This is a genomic window from Pseudomonas sp. M2, from assembly GCF_015751845.1.
In the GTDB taxonomy this organism is placed as follows: domain Bacteria; phylum Pseudomonadota; class Gammaproteobacteria; order Pseudomonadales; family Pseudomonadaceae; genus Aquipseudomonas; species Aquipseudomonas putida_E.
In genome coordinates, this window is the sequence record NZ_JADOUD010000001.1 from 470,066 (window position 1) to 489,266 (window position 19,201).

Consider the following 19,201-nt stretch of genomic DNA (forward strand, 5'->3'; position numbering starts at 1 on the left):
ATGCGCACATTGATGATCTGGCTGGGCACTGCGCTGCTTGCCAGCCTGGCCCACGCCGCGCCGGTGACGCTGGACGGCACCGAGCAATGGTCGATGAAAAGTGCCGAGGGCCGCGAATACCGGATCATGATCAGCCTGCCGGAGGGCGATGTGCCCTGGACCGGCGGCTACCCGGTGATCTACCTGCTTGACGGCAACGCCTACTTCCCGGCGTTTCATGCTGCCAAGCGCGCTCAGGACCGGCTGCGCGGCGCGATACTGGTCGCCATCGGCTACCCCAGCGACACCCCACTGGACTTCGAACGCCGCGCCTTCGACCTGTCGCCACCGCAACCTGCCGAGCGCAACAAACCACCCCAAGGTGGCCAGGACCTGTTCCTGGACTTCATCGAAAAACGCCTGATGCCAAAGGTCAATGCCCGCTTCAAGGTCGATCAGGACCAGCGCAGCCTGGTCGGGCATTCGTTCGGCGGCATGTTCGGCGTGTATGCGCTGTTTACCCGACCGCAACTGTTCCAGCACGTGATCGCCATCAGCCCGAGCCTGTGGTGGCGTGACCGCTACCTGATGGCCCATGAGCGGACATTCACGCAGCGTGCCCACGCCGGGCAACTGGACCTGACCCATAGCAGCCTTATGCTGTTGATCGGTGACCGCGAGATGCCCCAGGAGATTCAGGATGCCCGGGCCCTGCAATTGCGTCTGGAGGCACTGTCGCAGTACGGGCTGCGCAGTGATTTCCAGCTCGAGGCTGGGGAAGATCACATGTCGGTGCCGTTCAGGGTGCCGACACGGGTCCTGGATGAGTTGATCAGTACCCGCAGGTTCTAGCTGCAGGTGTCGGCCTTTTCGCAGATCGACCTGCGAGAAGGCCAAAATGGGCAAGCCCCAGAATGCACCATAACGGTGCATACACCCTTTTTCGCCACAAAATGGCCCCCCGAAATTTGCCTGCGCCCTCTCTTGGAACACCCCTTCTCAAAGCGATGACACACGCCAACGTTTGCGTCTATCTCGCGTCATAACGAAAGTGACCAGTGGGTCACCTTTTTTACTTCCGGTCTCCTACACTCAGCTTTCGGCCCGCGATTTGCTCAGGGAAGAGGCGACATGAAAAAAGTCGAACTTTTGCAAAAGGCGACGGGTCAGGAACTTTAAGTAGGCCAAAGCAATGGGATACCCCTCGCTGCAGCCCGCTCACTCCTTCCAGACCAAACGCTTTCGGCGGGAATGCCGATCGCGCCGTGCCTGCGCGCACGACCTTGGGGCAAGGACCGCACTACGAAGACACGAAACAGAGATAACCAGCACGAAATAAAGCAAACGGGTGCCAGCACTCGGCCACACCATAGGGACGGAGAGAAGTATGATCAGTGCCGCTGTCGAACCTCACGTAGATTCATTCAAACCGGAAAACCGCGAACCGCTCACCCCGGATTTCGCCACGACAGTCAAGGCACCCGGCGCCCAGCGCCAGCACAACCCCAACAAACGCAAGATCCTGTTCGTCACCTCCGAAATTGCCGACCTGATCAAGACCGGCGGCCTGGGTGACGTTTCGGCTGCACTGCCGCGGGCATTGGCGCACCTGCACGATGTCCGTGTGCTGATCCCCGGCTACAGCCAGGTGATGGAAAGCGACAACCCCATTCATATCGTCGGCGAACTCGGCGGCCATGCGGCCCTGCCGCCGTGCAAGATCGGCCGCATGGACATGGCGGACGGCCTGGTCATCTACGTGCTGATCTGCCCTGAACTGTACCAGCGCGACGGCACACCCTATGGTGCCAACAACGGTCGCGACTGGCCCGACAACCACATCCGCTTCGCCCGCCTTGGCCTTGCCGCGGCCGAGATTGCCGCCGGTGAAGGCAAGATCCACTGGAAGCCCGAAGTGGTGCACGCCCATGACTGGCCGGCAGGCCTGGCCCCGGCCTACATGCACTGGCGCGGCCTGAGCACCCCGACCCTGTTCACCATTCACAACCTGGCCTACCAAGGTGTGTACAGCCGCGCCTGCAGCCCGGAGCTGGCGATCCCTGACCATGCCATGCAGCAGGAAGGCATGGAGTTCTACGGCAAGCTGTCCTTCCTCAAGGCCGGCCTGGCCTACTCCAGCCACATCACCACCGTCAGTGCCACCTACGCCCGCGAAATCACCACGCCGGAATTCGGCTGCGGCCTGGATGGCTTCCTCGCCAGCAAGGCCCAGCAAGGCCTGCTCGGCGGCATCCCCAATGGCATCGACGAAAGCTGGGATTCGGCCACCGACCAGCATCTGCAGCACAACTTCAGTATCAACGACTGGGATGGCAAGGCGCGCAATGCCGAAGCAGTCCGCCGCCTGTTCGAACTCGAGCCAAGCGAAGGGCCACTGTTCGCCGTAGTCTCGCGGCTGGTGTTCCAGAAAGGCCTGGACCTGACCTTGGGCGTGGCCGACTACATCGTCGAACAGGGCGGGCAGATCGCGATCATCGGCCGTGGCGAGCCTGAAGAAGAGCAGGCCATGCGCGAACTGGCCCTGCGCCATCCCGGCCGCATCGGCGTGCGTATCGGCTTCAACGAAACCGATGCGCGGCGGATGTTCGCCGGCAGCGACTTCCTGCTGATGCCATCACGCTACGAGCCCTGCGGCCTGAGCCAGATGTATGCGCAGCGTTTTGGCTCACTGCCCGTAGCGCGCAACACCGGAGGCCTGGCCGACACGATCGAGAATGGCGTCACCGGTTTCCTGTTCGATGAGTCGACCGTGGAGAGTTACCGCGAAGCGCTGAGCCGTGCCTTCTATGTCTACGGCAAGAAAAACCTGCTCAACGCCATGCGCTGCCTGTCGATGACCCAGCCGTTCAACTGGTGCCAGGCGGTCGAACCCTACGCCCGCCTCTACGAGGACCTGGTCAAACAGGCACAGTTGAGCCACTACTGAGCGGGGAGTCGAAGATGCACAGGCATGGCGCACACCTACTGGACGCCACGTCGGCGCGCTTCGCCCTATGGGCGCCGGATGCGCGCAGCGTGAGCTTGGAACTGGAGCAGCAGCCGCCGATCGAGCTGCTGCCCGACGCAGATGGCTGGTATACCGGCGTTGCCCCGTGCCAGGCCGGTGACCGTTACCACTATCGCATCGACGGCGAGCTGCGGGTGGCCGACCCGGCCTCGCGTTACCAGCCCGAAGGCGTGCAGGGCCCGAGCCAGGTGGTCGACACCCAGGCTTACGCCTGGCAACACCCCTGGCGAGGCCGCCCTTGGCACGAAGCGGTGATTCAGGAACTGCACGTCGGCGTGCTCGAGGGCTACCCTGGTGTCGCCCGGCATCTGCCGCGCCTGGCAGAGCTTGGCATCAGCGCCATCGAGCTGATGCCGCTGGGGCAGTTCCCTGGCGAGCGTAACTGGGGCTACGACGGCGTGCTGCCATTCGCGCCGCAGCACAGCTATGGCAGCCCAGAGCAATTGTGCGCGCTGGTCGACAACGCCCACGGCCAGGGCCTGATGGTAGTGGTGGACGTGGTCTACAACCACTTTGGGCCGCACGGCAACTACCTGCACCAGTACGCCAGCCCGTTCTTCCGTGAGGACCGGCAGACGCCCTGGGGCGCAGCCATTGACTTCCGCCGGCCAGAGGTGCGTGAGTTCTTCATCCAGAACGCTCTGATGTGGCTGTGCGACTACCGCTGCGACGGCCTGCGCCTGGATGCAGTGCATGCCATCGACCAGCCCGACTTCCTGGTCGAGCTGGCGCAACGGGTACGCGCTGCGGTGGAACCTGGCCGGCAGGTATGGCTGATGCTGGAGAATGAACACAACCAGGCGTTTTTGCTGGAACAGGGCTTTGATGCCCAGTGGAACGACGATGGTCACAATGCCCTGCACGTGCTGCTCACGGGTGAAACCGAAGGGTACTACGCCGACTATCAGCAACAGCCAATCAACAAGCTGGCCCGCTGCCTGTCCGAAGGGTTCGTGTTCCAGGGCCAGGCCAACCGCCATGGCCAGCCGCGCGGCGAACCAAGTGGCCACCTTGAGCCCAGTTCGTTCGTACTGTTTCTACAAAACCACGACCAGATCGGCAACCGCGCCCTGGGCGAACGTTTGACCCGCCTGTGCCCGGTCCCTGCCCTGCGCGCCGCTACCGGCCTGTTGCTGCTGTCGCCGATGATCCCGCTGTTGTTCATGGGTGAAGAGGATGGCAGTTGCCGGCCGTTTCTGTTCTTCACCGACTTCCATGACGAGCTGGCCGATGCCGTGCGCGAAGGTCGGCGTGGCGAATTCGCCCACTTCACCGCGTTTGCCGATCCCGAGCAGCGCGAGCGCATCCCCGACCCCAATGCCGAACAGACATTCCAGGCCTCACGGCCACAGCGTCAGGAAGTGATCGCCGGCTGGCACGGCCTTTATCAGCAACTGCTCGAGCTGCGCCGGCGCCATGTCATACCGTACCTGCCTGGCAGCCGTGCGCTGGGCACCGACGTGCTGGGCGACAAGGCACTGACCGCACGCTGGCGCCTGGGCAATGGCAACACCTTGCGCATCGACCTGAACCTGGCCGCCACGCCACAGCCGGTCGAACTGCCCGCAGCCGAACACCGCCTGTTCGACAGTAGCGATACCACGCACCCCGACACCGCACTGTCTGCGTACAGCTGCGTGGTCAGCCTGCTTGCACCTGGCCAGGAGCGCCCATGAGTGAAACTGCATTACACCGCCTGGCCGCCCGCGTAGGGCTGGCCCGCGACTGGATCGACGCCAACAACAGGCCACAACAGGTCAGCGACGACGTGCTGCGCAAGGTCCTTGAAGCGCTTGGCCACCCGGCCAGTGACGACCGCGCCCTCCAGGACAGCCTGCGCGCCGTGGACGCCGCCGAAGACAGCGAACACTTACCGCCGCTGTTGACTGCCGACCTGGGCCGGCCACTGGCACTGGCGCGTTACTTCAGCGCAGGCAGCGCCGCCCGCTGCACCCTGGAAGACCACAGCCAGCTCGACCTGACCCTCGACAACCAGGCACAACTGCCTGGCGCATTGCCCTTGGGCTATCACCGCGTCGATATCGATGGCCGTACTTTCACAGTGGCCGTGGCGCCGCTGCGTTGCCACAGCCTGGAGGACGCTGTCGAACAGCCGCCACCGCGCTGCTGGGGCATTGCGGTGCAGCTTTACAGCCTGCGCCGCCCAGGTGATGGCGGCTACGGCGACTGCCTGGCCCTGGAGCAACTGGCGCGCAGCGCCGCAGAGCGTGGTGCCGACGCCCTCGCCATCAGCCCGATCCACGCCCTGTCGGCGTTCGACCAGCAACACTACAGCCCCTACTCACCCTCCAGCCGCCTGCTGCTCAACCCCTTGTACGCCAGCCCCGCTGCCGTGCTCGGTGAACGTGCCGTGCGCATGGCCGTCGTGGCCTGTGGCCTGGAGCAAACCCTGGAAGACCTCGAGCAACGCCCGCTGGTCGACTGGCCACGCGCCGCCGACGCCCGCCTGCGCCTGCTCGACGCCCTGTACCAGAATTTCATCCAGGCTGATCACCCCCTGCGCAAAGACTTCGAGAGCTTCCGCGAGGCCGGTGGCCAGGCGCTGGAGCACCACTGCCGCTTTGAAGTGCTGCAGGCACAAGCCGTGGACGACGGCCTGGGCGCCGACTGGCGCAACTGGCCGAGCGCCTGGCACGACCCCTATCACCCAGAAGTGGAGGCCTTCGCCAGCGCGTATCCCGCCAAGGTCGAGTTCCATGCGTTCTGCCAGTGGCTGACCGAGCGCAGCCTGCAGCGCGCGCAGGAAGCCGCCCGTGGCAACGGCATGGCGGTCGGCCTGATCGCCGACCTGGCGGTGGGCGCCGACGGAGCCGGCAGCCAGGCCTGGAGCCGCCAGGACGAGTTGCTGGCCAACCTGAAGGTTGGCGCCCCGCCGGACATCCTCAACCGCAGCGGACAGGACTGGGGCATCTGCGCGTTCTCGCCCGAAGGCCTCAAACGCAATGGCTACCGCGCCTTCATCGAAATGCTGCGGGCCAACCTGGCCCATGCCGGCGGCCTGCGCATCGACCATGTGATGGGCCTGCGCCGCCTGTGGCTGATCCCCCGTGGCTGCAAGCCCGACGAAGGGGCCTACCTGCAGTATCCGCTGGAGGACCTGCTGCGCCTGCTGGCCCTGGAGTCGGTGCGGCACCAGGCAATCATCCTTGGTGAAGACCTGGGCACCGTGCCTGAAGGCCTGCGCGAACAACTGGCGGACAAGGCCGTGCTGGGCATGCGCGTGCTGCCTTTCGAGCAGGCCCAGCCCGGCCACTTCACGCCGATTCTCGACTGGCCGGACAAAGCCTTGGCCACCACCGGCACCCACGACCTGGCGCCCTTGGCCGGCTGGCTGCAAAGCCGCGACATCGACTGGAGCCAGCGCCTGCAACTGATCGATGACGCCACCGAGCTGCACTGGCGCCAGGCGCGACAGAAAGAGCGTGACGGCCTGCGCCGCACCCTGCAAGCCAATTACGGCCCACTAAAGGACAACGACCACTTGATCGATGCTGCCATCCGTTACGTTGGTCACACCCGCGCACCGCTGGTGCTGATCCCGCTCGAAGACCTGCTCGGCAGTGAAGAGCAACCCAACCTCCCTGGCACGACCGAAGGCCACCCCAACTGGCGCCGGCGGTTCGCGCCCCCGGTGCGCGAACTGCTCGACGATGAAGATGCCGCGCGCCGCCTGGAGCTGTTGGCCCAGGCCCGCGAACAAGCCTGGGAGCGTGACCGATGAAGCCGTTGTCCGCCACCCTGCGTCTGCAGTTGCACAGCGATTTCACCCTCGACCATGCACTGCCGCTGGTGCCCTACTTTGCCCAGCTGGGCATCAGCCACCTGTATGCCTCGCCGATCCTCAAGGCCCGCGCCGGCTCGCGCCACGGTTACGATGTGGTCGACCCGACCCAGGTCAACCCGGAGCTCGGTGGCGAGGCCGCCCTGGAGCGACTGGTGGCCGCCTTGCGCCAGCACGGCATGGGCCTGATCCTGGACACCGTCTCCAACCACATGGCCGTCGGCGGCGCCGACAACCCCTGGTGGCAGAGCTTGCTGGCGTGGGGCCGGCGCAGCCCCTACGCCGAGTTCTTCGATATCCAGTGGCACTCCAGCGACCCCCTGCTGGCCGGCCAGCTATTGCTGCCGTTTTTGGGCTGTGACTATGGCGCGGCGCTGAAAAATGGCGAAATTCCGCTGGAGTTCGACGAGCAACACGGCGTGCTGCAGGTGGCCCATTACGAGCACCGCTTCCCGATCTGCCCGGTTGACTATGGCTGGATTCTTTCCCTGAGCCCCGAGCCTGCCCTGCAGCGCCTGGCCGAGCACTTCACCGCACTGAACGATGCAGCCGACCCGCTGGCAGCGGCTTTGCCGGTGCAAGCCGAACTGGCCCGCCTGGTGCGCGAGGGCGCCGACCTGCAGTCTGCACTGCTCGCCTTCGACAGCCGCACCGAAAGCGGCTTCAAACGCCTGCACCTGCTGCTGGAACGCCAAACCTACCGCCTGGCCAGCTGGCGCACTGCCGCCGACGACATCAACTGGCGGCGTTTCTTCGACATCAACGAGCTGGGCGGTCTGCGCGTAGAGCGCTCGGTGGTATTCGAGGCGACCCATGCCAAGCTGTTCGAGCTGATTGAGCGAGGGTTGGTCGATGGCCTGCGTATCGATCATATCGACGGCCTGGCCGACCCACGCGGCTATTGCCGCAAGCTGCGCCGGCGGGTCGACGGTCTGCTTGCCAGGCGCCCCCTCAATGCGGCGCTTGAGCATTTCCCGATCTACGTCGAGAAGATTCTCGGCACCGATGAACACCTGCATCGCGACTGGCTCACCGACGGTACCACCGGCTACGAGTTCATGAACCAGGTCTCGCTGCTGCAGCACGACCCCGCCGGCGAAGCGCCGTTGACCGAGCTGTGGGCCACTGTCAGCGAGCGCCCGGACTTTCCGGAGGAAGTCCGCCAGGCCCGGCATCTGGTGCTCAATGCCAGCCTGGCCGGCGACTGCGAGTCGGTGGCCCAGGCGCTGCTGCACGTCGCGCGCGACGACTTGATGACCCGCGACCTGACCCTTGGGGCGATCCGCCGCGCGTTGCAGGCGCTGGTTGCCCACTACCCGGTGTACCGCACGTATTTCAATGCCTGCGGCCGCCCGGCCGAAGACGAGAAATTCTTCCAGCAGGCCTTGGCCAATGCCCGCCACGACCTCAGCGAAGCCGATTGGCCGCTGCTCGAGCAGCTTGAACAATGGCTCGGCGGCCAGGCATGGCGCGCACTGCCCCCCGGCCGGCCGCGCAAGCACCTGCGCCATGCCTGCGTGCGCTTTCAACAGCTCACCGCGCCCAGCGCCGCCAAAGCCGTGGAGGACACCACCTTCTATCGCTCGGCCCGCCTGCTGTCGCGCAATGACGTAGGCTTCGAGGCCGAGCGCTTCAGTGCCGGCCCCGAACACTTCCACAACGAGGCCCAGCGCCGCCTGCGCGACTTCCCCGACAACCTGCTGGCCACCGCCACCCATGACCACAAACGCGGCGAAGACACCCGCGCGCGGCTGGCCGTGCTGAGCGAACGCGGCCCCTGGTTCGCCAGCCGCGTGGAGCACTGGCGCGAGCTGGCTGCTCCGCTGCGTGAACAGCTGGACGACGGCGTTGCGCCGAGCCCGGGCGACGAGTTGCTGCTGTTGCAGACGCTGTTGGGCAGTTGGCCCCTGGACCTTGACCTGCACGACGATAACGCCCTGCAGCACTATGCCGGGCGCATCCGCCAATGGCAGCAGAAGGCGCTGCGCGAAGCCAAGCTGCGCAGCAGCTGGAACGCGCCGAACGAAGCCTACGAGGCCGCCTGCGCCGCCTATGTCGATGGCCTGTTGCTCGACCGCGAGAACCAGCAGTTACGCCAGTCCCTGGCCGACGCGGCGCAGTCGATCGCCACCCCCGGCGCCCTCAATGGCCTGGTCCAGGCCTTGCTGCGCAGCACCGTGCCCGGCGTGCCAGACCTTTACCAGGGCAATGAGTACTGGGATTTCAGCCTGGTCGACCCCGACAACCGCCGCCCCGTGGACTACGCTTGCAGGCGTCGCACGCTGGACGACGCCCTGCCCGTGGCAGAGCTGCTGGCGCACTGGCGCGACGGCCGCATCAAGCAGGCGCTGCTGGCGCGGCTGCTGGATTGCCGGCAGGCCCACGCCGAGCTGTTCCGCCGCGGTGCCTACCTGCCGCTGAACGTGCAGGGCCGCCATGCCGACAAGGTCGTGGCCTTTGCCCGGCTGGGTGAGGAACACCGCGCCATCGTCGTCGCCCCGCGCCTGGCCAGCGGCCTGTTGGGCGGCGCTGCTACACCGTTGATCCCGGCACAGAACTGGGACGACACCCGGGTGATTCTGCCGTTTGCCTTGTCGCCTGCCAACTCGATGGGACTTTTCCCAAGTGCGGTGGTCAGCCCTTCAAAGGAGCTGATGTTGAGCGCCGTGCTGTCGGAATTTCCGGTCAATGTGTTGATACAACAATCTTGAGCATCAGGAGCGTCATGATGAGTGTCGATGAAAAACGTATTCGCGAATTTGCCTACCAGATCTGGGAGTCTGAAGGTAAGCCTGTAGGCGAGGAAGAGCGCCACTGGGACATGGCCCGCAAGCTGGCCGAGGCCGAGGCACTGGCGCCCAAGGCTGCGCCGCGCAAGAAGGCCGCCGCCAAGCCCAAGGTCGCGGCGGCGCCAAAAGCACCTGCCGAGCCCAAGGCTGCGGCGCTGCCAGGGGTGAAACCGGCCGCTGCGAAAAAGCCCAAGACGGTGAAGAAGCCGGCTGCTGGCTAAGCCGGTCCCGGCCCTATCGCCGGCAAGCCGGCTCCCACAAAGATCTCAAAGACCCTGGGATTGCGGTGAGAGCCGGCTTGCCGGCGATGGGGCCGCGACTGAAGGACCATCCGTCCCCTTCCCTACGGCCATCCGAGGACCGCCATGAGCCCCCGCATTCCCAAGAAAACCCGCTCCATCGCACCATCCCGCCTGCGCGAGGGCATGCCCTTCCCGCTCGGCGCCACCTGGGATGGGCTGGGGGTCAACTTCGCCCTGTTCTCAGCCAACGCCACCAAAGTCGAGCTGTGCCTGTTCGACTCCACAGGCGAGCAGGAACTCGAGCGCATCGAGCTGCCGGAGTACACCGACGAGATCTACCACGGCTACCTGCCTGACGCCCACCCAGGCCTGGTATACGGCTACCGTGTCTACGGCCCCTACGAGCCAGAGAACGGCCACCGCTTCAACCCCAACAAACTGCTGATCGACCCCTACGCCAAGCAACTGGTCGGCAGCCTGAAATGGTCCGAGGCACTGTTCGGCTACACCATCGGCCATCCCGACGGCGACCTGTCGTTCGACGAGCGCGACAGCGCGCCCTTCGTACCCAAATGCAAAGTCATCGACCCGGCCTTCACCTGGGGCCGCGACCAGCGCGTACAGATCCCCTGGGAGCGCACCATCCTCTATGAAGCGCATGCCCGCGGCATCAGCATGCGCCACCCTGCCGTGCCGGAAAAACTGCGCGGCACGTTCGCCGGCCTTGCCAACGACGAGTTGCTCAAGCACATCAAGGACCTTGGCGTTTCAAGCATCGAACTGTTGCCGATCCACGCTTTCGTCAATGACCAGCACCTGCTGGACAAAGGCCTGAACAACTACTGGGGCTACAACAGCATCGCCTTCTTCGCCCCGCACCCGCGTTACCTGGCCAGCGGCAAGATCGCCGAGTTCAAGGAAATGGTCGCGCACCTGCACGACGCCGGCCTCGAAGTGATCCTCGATGTGGTCTACAACCACACCGCCGAGGGCAACGAGCGTGGCCCGACGCTGTCCATGCGCGGTATCGACAATGCCTCGTACTACCGGCTGATGCCCGATGACAAACGCTATTACATCAACGATTCCGGCACCGGCAACACCCTGGACCTCAGCCACCCGTGCGTGCTGCAACTGGTGACCGACTCGCTGCGCTACTGGGCTGGCGAGATGCACGTGGACGGCTTCCGCTTCGACCTGGCGACCATCCTGGGCCGTTACCACGACGGCTACAGCGAACGCCACGGGTTCCTCGTCGCCTGTCGTCAGGACCCGATGCTCAGCCAGGTCAAGCTGATCGCCGAGCCATGGGACTGCGGCCCAGGCGGCTATCAGGTGGGCAACTTCGCACCGGGCTGGGCGGAATGGAACGACCGCTTCCGCGACACCGTGCGCGCCTTCTGGAAAGGCGACGAAGGCCAGCTGGCCGACTTCGCCTCGCGCATGACCGCCTCGGGCGACATGTTCAACAACCGCGGCCGGCGCCCTTATGCCTCGGTCAACTTCGTCACTGCCCACGACGGTTTCACCCTGCGCGACCTGGTGTCGTACAACGGCAAACACAACGAAGACAACGACGAGAACAACCAGGACGGTACCGACAACAACCTGTCGTGGAACTGCGGCGCGGAAGGGCCCACCGACGACCCTGAAATCAATGCCCTGCGCATGCGCCAGATGCGCAACTTCTTCGCCACCCTGCTGCTGGCCCAAGGCACCCCTATGATCGTCGCTGGCGACGAGTTCAGCCGCACCCAGCACGGCAACAACAATGCCTACTGCCAGGACAGCGAGATCGGCTGGGTCAACTGGGACCTGGACGAAGAAGGCAAAGGCCTGCTGGCCTTCGTCAAGCGCCTGACCCGCCTGCGCCTGGCCTACCCGGTGCTGCGCCGCTCACGCTTTCTGGTCGGCGACTACAACGAGGCGATCGGGGTTAAGGACGTGACCTGGCTGGCGCCCGACGGCAGCGAGATGAGTGTGGAGCAGTGGGAAGACCCGCATGGGCGCTGCCTGGGCATGCTGATCGACGGCCGCGCCCAGGTCAGCGGCATCGCCCGGCCGGGTTCGGAGGCGACGGTGCTGCTGATCGTCAATGCGCACCACGATGTGGTGCCGTTCCTGCTGCCGACGGTACCGGACGGTGACTACTGGAGCTGCCTGGTGGACACCGACCGGCCGGAACTGCGCAAAGGGCAACACTTGCCATTCGACAGCACGTTCCAGGTCCAGGGGCGCTCGTTGCTGCTGATGGTGCTGCAGCGCGAGGAGGACTGAACCGGGGTTGGCTCAACCGGCCCTGGACCGAACGGATCTCAGGGCCGGCTGCGCCTGGCCACCTTGGACGCACGGCTCGCACCCGGCGTAACAGCGGCGCTAGCAATGTTTCGGCATAGCCAGGGTGCAGGAAATAGCGAACGCCGCTATGCGCGTAGTGTTTTCGCCAGAAATCATGATGTTAACTCTGCGCCCTGAAGCTCCCCGCCTGTTTAACACTTTCTTGACGCAAGCCCTTACCTCTCCTTAGCTAAAGATTATCTAGTCGTAAAAAAATTGCGCCGGGCCTTTAGCTCGCGCCTTCGTGCGTGCTTGAGAAAGCTGGCGTACTGGTTTGGGTCGCCCTGTGTTTAGCCGTACAGCTCGTGACAACAGGCCAGGTCCTTGGGCTGTACAACAAAAACACAGGAGATCCGCCATGAAAAGCACCTCGAACCCGTTGCGCTTCGACCGTATTTTCTACGCGGTTTCCACGTCGATGCTTCTGGCAACCCCGGTGGAAACCTTCGCCTCCCCATTGCTGGACGACCCCAGCTCCCCCCTGTTCCTGCAGCAGCCGGCAATGGCTCAGCTGTCGCTTGACCCCGTCAGCGCCAGCGGCCTGAGCCTGGGTACACTGACAGCCTTCAGCAACAAGATGGCCGAACGCCATGGCCCGCTGGCGCCCGACCTGATAGCCAGCCAATGGGCGCAGTTTTTCCCGGGCACACCTCGCCCGGGTGCGCAGGCCCCCGAGCAGCTGGAAGCACCCAGCCAGCAACTGACGATTGGCCCGGACCTGTTCGTGCGTGAAACCAGCGGCGGCAATGTGCACCGCGCGGGCATTTTCGTGGGGCATAACAATCTGCAAAGCAGCTTGAAGGGCAGCCGTGTGATGCTCGGCGACAAGCAGCGCAATGCAGTGAACCTCAGCGGCGAGAGCCTGGGGGTGTACTGGAGCATGACCCATGATCAGGGCTGGCACGTGGACGCTGTAGCCATGGGCACGCGCATCGATGTGCTGGGCCGGGGCGAGACGGGCCAGCGGGTGAACGACAGCGGCCATGCGATGACGTTTTCCGTGGAGGGGGGGTACCCGATCCGCCTGGGTGGCAGTTGGGTGATCGAACCCCAGGCACAGTTGATCAACCAGCAGTTCTTCCCTGGCAACCAGGTGCAGGAAGAGACGCTGCAGGCGTTCGACAGCCAGCCAACCTGGAGCGGCCGGGTCGGTGCCAAGTTGTCCGGGCGCTACGAAGTGCGGGGCATGCCCATCGAACCGTATGTGCGGACCAACGTCTGGTATGACTTCAGCGATGCCGACGAGGTCAAGCTGGACCAGGTCGACAAGATATCCGGCTCGCGCTATTCGACCACGGTGGAACTGGGGTTGGGCCTGGTGGCGCGGGTGACACCTTCCATGGCGTTGTTTGTCAGTGCCGATTACAGCAGTGATGTGGATGACAACGATCTGAATGGGTTGATCGGCAGCCTGGGGGTCAGGATGCGCTGGTGATCAGTGTGGCCTCTTCGCGGGACAAGCCCGCCAAGAGGCCAACTCAGGCCCAAGGATCAGGCGGGTTTCATCACCAGTACACCCAGCGGCGGCAGGTTCAGGGCCAGCGAAAGCGGTTGCCCGTGGCTGGCGACCTCGTCACTCTCCACCGCGCCAAGGTTGCCCACATTCGACCCGGCATACAACTCGGCGTCGCTGTTGAGCAGCTCTTGCCAGCGCTCACCGAACGGCACGCCGATCCGATACCCCTCGCGCGGTACCGGGGTGAAGTTGGCCACCACCAGCAATGGCTCACCGTTGCTGCTCCAGCGCAGCCAGGCATACACACAGTTTTGCGCGTCATCACCGATCAGCCACTGGAAACCTTGCGGCTGGCAATCTTGCTCATGCAATGCCGGCAGGTCACGGTACAGCCGGTTCAGGTCACCCACCAGGCGTTGCACGCCCTGGTGCTCGGGGTACTGCAGCAGGTACCAGTCCAACTGGTGGTCATGGTTCCATTCCCGCCATTGGCCGAACTCACAGCCCATGAACAACAGCTTCTTGCCCGGGTGAGTCCACATGAAGGTCAGGTAAGCCCGTAGGTTGGCGAACTTCTGCCAACGATCACCGGGCATCTTGTCGATCAGCGAATGCTTGCCGTGCACCACTTCATCGTGGGAAATGGGCAGGATGAAATGTTCGGAATAGGCATAGATCAGGCCGAAGCTCATCTCGTTGTGGTGATAGCTGCGGTGCACCGGGTCGTTCTGGATGTAGTGCAGGGTGTCGTGCATCCAGCCCATGTTCCACTTGTAGGCGAAGCCCAGGCCACCTTGCTGGGTGGGCTGGCTGACACCCGGCCAGGCAGTGGATTCTTCGGCGATGATCAGCGCGCCCGGCGCTTCATGGGCGGCCACACCGTTGAGGTGGCGGATGAAATCGATGGCCTCCAGGTTCTCGCGCCCACCATGGCGGTTGGGCACCCATTCGCCAGCCTTGCGCGAATAGTCGCGGTACAGCATCGAGGCCACCGCATCGACCCGCAGGCCATCGATATGGAAGTGCTTGAGCCAGTGCAGTGCCGAAGCCAGCATGAAACCGCGTACTTCGTTGCGGCCCAGGTTGTAGATCAACGTGTTCCAGTCCTGGTGGAAGCCCTCCAGGGGGTTGTCGTACTCGTAAAGAGCGGTGCCGTCGAAGCGCGCCAGGCCATGCTCGTCCGTAGGGAAATGCGCCGGCACCCAGTCGAGAATCACACCGATACCGCCCTGGTGGCAGGCGTCGATGAACGCGGCAAAGTCTTCTGGCGTGCCGTAGCGCGAGGTCGGCGCGAACATCGACAAGGGCTGGTAGCCCCAGGAGCCACCGAACGGATGCTCCATGATCGGCAGCAACTCGATGTGGGTGAAGTTGAGCTTCTGCACATAGGGCACCAGGCGCTCGGCCAGTTCGCGCCAATTGTAGAAGCGTGACACTTCACCCAGGTCATCCAGCTCGCACTGCCAGGAGCCTGGGTGCAGTTCATAGATCGACAGCGGCGCACTGTAGGCATGGCGCTGGGCGCGGTGTTCCATCCACTCCTGGTCTTGCCATGAATGGCTGAGTTCGCCGGCCACCTTCGATGCGGTGCTGGGCGGCAGCTCAGTGGCGCGGGCAAGCGGGTCGGCCTTCAGCGGCAGCACGCCCTCCTTGCCCAGCACCTCGAATTTGTAGGTTTCGCCTACGCCCAGGCGCGGCACGAACAGTTCCCACACCCCGGCACTGTGCCGTAGGCGCATCGGGTGACGACGGCCGTCCCAATTGTTGAAGTCGCCCACCACCGACACGCGCCGCGCATTGGGCGCCCATACCGAAAAGCACACGCCATGGACGCCGTCGACCTCAATGGGCTGGGCGCCGAAGCGCCCGGACAAGTCGCGGTGGTTGCCCTCGGCAAACAGGTGGAGGTCCATGTCGCCCAATTGCGGGCCGAAGCTATACGGGTCTTCGGTCACTTGCTCGCCACCGGCCCAGACGATCTGCAGCAGGTACGGCTGTGCATCATCCAGGTGCGCGGTGAACAGCCCGGGCAAGCTGCCCTGCTGCATTTCGGCAAGCACACGCCCGTCATCGCGGGCCAGCACCCGGGCGCTCAGGGCAGTTGGCAGGTAGGCGCGGACCCACAGCCCGCCCGCGCCATCGCCATGGGGGCCAAGTACTGCAAAAGGATCGGCGTGCTCGGCGCGGGCAAGGGCATCGAGCTCCCGCTGCCGAAGGCCACCGTTATCACGCGTGGTTGCATTCATCTATGACTCTCCCCAGGTACTGATCAATCCATGCAAGCCATGCAAAGGCACGGCCAGCCAACTTGGCCGGTTTTCGGCTTCATAAGTAATCTCGTAGGCGGCCTTTTCCAGGCAGAACAGTTCCAGTGCGGCGCGTTCGCCCTCGGCCTGTTGCCAGGCGTGAGGCATGGCGGCGGTGGCCAGGCCATAGGCTTCGACGAAGGCGTGGCGCGACTGGTGCAGGTACTGCCGGGCGACCCGCTGACGAGCCTGCCGTGCCGCCTCGGAAGCGTCTACCGCCGAGGCGCTGCGCAGGATCATCGCAGCAGCATAGTCGAAGGATCGCAACACGCCGCTGACATCCTTGTACGGGCTGTGCTTGGCCCGCCGCTCTTGCAGCGCACGCGAAGGCTCGCCTTCGAAATCGATGAGGTAGGCATCCCCTTGCACCACCAGCACCTGACCCAGGTGCAGGTCGCCGTGAACCCGCATCAGCAGGCCACCCTGGGCCTGCCTGGCCAGGTTTGCGATGTGCTGGGCAAGGCCTTCACGTTGCTGTTGCAGGTCGTCGACCAACGCCTGGCTGTCGTTGTCCAGGTTGTCGCGGTGCTGCGCCAGCAAGTCCAGGGCATGGCAGAGCTCGCTGCTGATCTGTTGGGCCCAGCGCTCGCTGTCTTCACCATCGCTGCTGCGCGGCCGGAAGGCGGGGTCGTCGGTCGGGGCGGCCAGCAACAGATGCATCTCGCCCAGACGCTGGCCAAGCAAGGCAGCAAAACCGTTGAGCTCGGCCAGTGCGTCGGTATGCGCTTCACCATCGTTGCTGGATGGCTCCATCTCGTCGCGGATGGCCCGCTCCAGCGTGTTCTGGGTCCAGGCCCAGGCGTCGCCCTGGTTACTCAGATAACCCTGGGCGATCATCAGCAGGTGCGGTGCGTCCATTTCATCCACCCGGCTGACCCAGGCCAGCAGTGGCGAGATATTGGCGAACCCGGCGGCGGTGAGGTAGGCGCTCATTTCCAGCTCCGGGTGAACCCCCGGGTTGACCCGGCGGATCAGCTTGAGCACCACGCGATCGCCCACCACTACCGAACTGTTGGACTGCTCGGCGCTCAGGTAGCGCACAGCGCTGTCTTCATCGAGGCCCAGGCCGGCCAGCGGTTCGGTGCAGTGGAAGCGCAACTCGCCCTGGCCATTGCCACAGGGCAGGCACAGGCCGTCCTGGCAGGCGCGCAGCACAGCGCGAATGAAGGGTTCGAGCACAAAGGCATCGGTGATCAGGCCCACCTGACGGCCACGGCGTACCCGCGACAGCGCCAGTTGTTGCGGCAACGCGCTGCTGATCTGGTCTTCAGGCAGCAGCCCGAACGGCAACTGGTAACGGTTGGCCACGCCATCGCCCAGCACTTCGATTTCGCTGAGCAGCACGGGTGTCGTGGCGGTGCCCAAGCGCACGCCGTAACACAGGCGCACCTGGTCGACAGGCCCTTCCTTGCCGGCGAACCAGCGCCGTTTGGGCAGGTATTGCGGCAGAATCGCGCCTTGCAATGTATCGCTCGAAGGCGTTTCGAGCAGCTCTTCCATGCGTTTGCGCAGCACTAGCGTAGTCAATTCCGGCAACCCCTCGGTAGCTTGAACATGCCAGCTGGGCATGCGGTCGTGCGCTGCCAGCAAGAACCAGTAGAAGGCATAAGGCGGCAACGTCAGCAGGAACGGCAGCTGGCCGATCGGCGGGAAGGCGCTGCCGCCGAGCATCTCCACTGGCACCTTGTCGGCGTACTGGGACAATTCAAGTTCTGCGGCCTGCGCCGCACGCGACACATTGGCAACACACAGAATGACTTCGCTGTTGCCCTCGGCATCGGTGTACTCGCGGATGTACGCCAGGATGCGGCGATTGCTCGGGGTGAGCGTACGCAAGGTGCCGCGGCCGAAGGCTTTCTGCTGGTTGCGCACCGCCAGCAGGCGGCGGTTCCAGTTGAGCAGCGAATGCGGGTCGTGGGCCTGCGCCTCGACGTTGACAGTCTGGTAGCCGTACAGCGGGTCCATGATCGGCGGCAGTACCAGGCGCTGCGGGTCGGCCTTGGAGAAACCGCCGTTGCGGTCCGGCGACCACTGCATGGGGGTACGCACACCGTCACGGTCGCCCAGGTAGATGTTGTCGCCCATGCCCAGTTCGTCACCGTAGTACAGGGTCGGCGTGCCGGGCATCGACAGCAGCAGGCTGGTGAGCAGCTCGATGCGCCGGCGGTCGCGTTGCAGCAACGGCGCCAGGCGGCGGCGAATACCCAGGTTGATGCGCGCGCGACGGTCTTGGGCGTAGTAGTTCCACAGGTAGTCGCGCTCGCGATCGGTGACCATCTCAAGGGTCAGCTCATCGTGGTTGCGCAGGAAGATGGCCCACTGGCAATTGGCCGGGATTTCCGGGGTCTGGCGCAGGATGTCGGTGATTGGGAAGCGGTCTTCCATGGCCAAGGCCATGTACATGCGCGGCATCAGCGGGAAGTGGAAGGCCATGTGGCACTCGTCGCCATCGCCTTCGCCAAAGTACGGGCGCGTGTCCTCGGGCCACTGATTGGCCTCGGCGAGCAGCATGCGGTCGGGGTAATTGGCATCGATCTCGGCACGAATCGCCTTGAGCACCTTGTGGGTCTCGGGGAGGTTCTCGTTGTTGGTACCATCGCGCTCGATGAGGTAGGGGATGGCGTCCAGGCGCAAGCCGTCGACGCCCAGGTCCAGCCAGAAGCGCATCACCCCGATCACGGCCTTGAGCACTTGCGGGTTGTCGAAATTCAGGTCCGGCTGGTGCGAGTAGAAGCGGTGCCAGAAGTACTGGCCGGCCACCGGGTCCCAGGTCCAGTTGGACTTCTCGGTGTCGAGGAAGATGATCCGCGTACCGTCGTATTGCTGGTCGTCATCCGACCACACGTAGAAGTCGCGGGCCTTGCTGCCGCGCTTGGCATGGCGGGCGCGCTGGAACCAGGGGTGCTGGTCGCTGGTGTGGTTGATGACCAGCTCGGTAATCACCCGCAACCCGCGCTTGTGCGCCTCGGCGATGAAACGCTTGGCATCGGCCATGCTGCCGTAGTCGGGATGTACGGCTTTGTATTCAGCGATGTCATAACCGTCGTCGCGCCGTGGCGAGGGGTAGAACGGCAACAGCCAGAGGGTGTTGACGCCAAGATCGGCGATGTAGTCGAGCTTGCTGATCAGGCCGGCGAAGTCACCTATACCGTCGTTGTTGGCATCGAAGAACGACTTGATGTGCAACTGGTAGATCACGGCATCCTTGTACCACAGCGGGTCGTCGAGGAAGGCTGCCGGGCGGGAACGCTTGGCCATGTGC

10 protein-coding genes are annotated in these 19,201 nt (G+C 64.5%); 8 read left to right on the forward strand and 2 right to left on the reverse strand.

Annotated elements, in window-relative coordinates; all coding sequences use genetic code 11:
- The 8 genes from IWW33_RS02400 (at nt 1) to IWW33_RS02435 (ending at nt 13,612) form a co-directional block, all read left to right on the forward strand.
- The gene (locus IWW33_RS02400) at nt 1–831 is read left to right on the forward strand and encodes an alpha/beta hydrolase-fold protein (RefSeq protein ID WP_196914181.1); all 831 of its coding nucleotides are present in this window, start codon (nt 1–3) and stop codon (nt 829–831) included.
- Nucleotides 832–1,366: 535 nt separating this feature from the next.
- Entirely contained in the window at nt 1,367–2,926 is a 1,560-nt protein-coding gene (gene glgA, locus IWW33_RS02405) for a glycogen synthase GlgA (protein ID WP_115275324.1), read from the forward strand.
- Nucleotides 2,927–2,940: 14 nt separating this feature from the next.
- Nucleotides 2,941–4,683: a malto-oligosyltrehalose trehalohydrolase gene (treZ, locus tag IWW33_RS02410; RefSeq protein WP_174141634.1), complete on the forward strand. Its 1,743-nt coding sequence runs from the start codon at nt 2,941–2,943 to the stop codon at nt 4,681–4,683.
- The gene (malQ, locus tag IWW33_RS02415; protein WP_119688632.1) at nt 4,680–6,749 is read left to right on the forward strand and encodes a 4-alpha-glucanotransferase; all 2,070 of its coding nucleotides are present in this window, start codon (nt 4,680–4,682) and stop codon (nt 6,747–6,749) included. Before treZ ends, malQ begins: the two co-directional genes overlap by 4 nt.
- Nucleotides 6,746–9,520, forward strand: coding sequence for a malto-oligosyltrehalose synthase (locus IWW33_RS02420; protein ID WP_174141633.1), 2,775 nt, complete (start codon nt 6,746–6,748; stop codon nt 9,518–9,520). Before malQ ends, IWW33_RS02420 begins: the two co-directional genes overlap by 4 nt.
- Before the next feature lie 14 nt (nt 9,521–9,534).
- Nucleotides 9,535–9,819, forward strand: coding sequence for a DUF2934 domain-containing protein (locus tag IWW33_RS02425; protein WP_046787285.1), 285 nt, complete (start codon nt 9,535–9,537; stop codon nt 9,817–9,819).
- Nucleotides 9,820–9,963: 144 nt separating this feature from the next.
- Nucleotides 9,964–12,117, forward strand: coding sequence for a glycogen debranching protein GlgX (gene glgX / locus IWW33_RS02430; RefSeq protein ID WP_046787286.1), 2,154 nt, complete (start codon nt 9,964–9,966; stop codon nt 12,115–12,117).
- 418 nt (nt 12,118–12,535) lie between these two features.
- Nucleotides 12,536–13,612 carry an autotransporter outer membrane beta-barrel domain-containing protein gene (locus tag IWW33_RS02435; RefSeq protein WP_046787287.1) on the forward strand — a complete coding sequence of 359 codons (1,077 nt, stop codon included), beginning with the start codon at nt 12,536–12,538 and terminating at the stop codon, nt 13,610–13,612.
- 56 nt (nt 13,613–13,668) lie between these two features.
- On the opposite strand, the gene glgB is transcribed toward IWW33_RS02435, so the two are convergent.
- Together glgB and treS are read right to left on the reverse strand one after the other, a co-directional pair.
- The gene (glgB, locus tag IWW33_RS02440; RefSeq protein WP_115275329.1) at nt 13,669–15,879 is read right to left on the reverse strand and encodes a 1,4-alpha-glucan branching protein GlgB; all 2,211 of its coding nucleotides are present in this window, start codon (nt 15,877–15,879) and stop codon (nt 13,669–13,671) included.
- Nucleotides 15,880–19,197 carry a maltose alpha-D-glucosyltransferase gene (treS, locus tag IWW33_RS02445; protein ID WP_174141632.1) on the reverse strand — a complete coding sequence of 1,106 codons (3,318 nt, stop codon included), beginning with the start codon at nt 19,195–19,197 and terminating at the stop codon, nt 15,880–15,882.
- Nucleotides 19,198–19,201: the final 4 nt, after the last annotated feature.

Coding starts and splice junctions, on each gene's coding strand:
- IWW33_RS02400 (WP_196914181.1), top strand. CDS start 1: ATGCGCACATTGATGATCTGGCTGGGCACTGCGCTGCTTGCCAGCCTG.
- glgA (WP_115275324.1), top strand. CDS start 1,367: ATGATCAGTGCCGCTGTCGAACCTCACGTAGATTCATTCAAACCGGAA.
- treZ (WP_174141634.1), top strand. CDS start 2,941: ATGCACAGGCATGGCGCACACCTACTGGACGCCACGTCGGCGCGCTTC.
- malQ (WP_119688632.1), top strand. CDS start 4,680: ATGAGTGAAACTGCATTACACCGCCTGGCCGCCCGCGTAGGGCTGGCC.
- IWW33_RS02420 (WP_174141633.1), top strand. CDS start 6,746: ATGAAGCCGTTGTCCGCCACCCTGCGTCTGCAGTTGCACAGCGATTTC.
- IWW33_RS02425 (WP_046787285.1), top strand. CDS start 9,535: ATGATGAGTGTCGATGAAAAACGTATTCGCGAATTTGCCTACCAGATC.
- glgX (WP_046787286.1), top strand. CDS start 9,964: ATGAGCCCCCGCATTCCCAAGAAAACCCGCTCCATCGCACCATCCCGC.
- IWW33_RS02435 (WP_046787287.1), top strand. CDS start 12,536: ATGAAAAGCACCTCGAACCCGTTGCGCTTCGACCGTATTTTCTACGCG.
- glgB (WP_115275329.1), bottom strand. CDS start 15,879: ATGAATGCAACCACGCGTGATAACGGTGGCCTTCGGCAGCGGGAGCTC.
- treS (WP_174141632.1), bottom strand. CDS start 19,197: ATGGCCAAGCGTTCCCGCCCGGCAGCCTTCCTCGACGACCCGCTGTGG.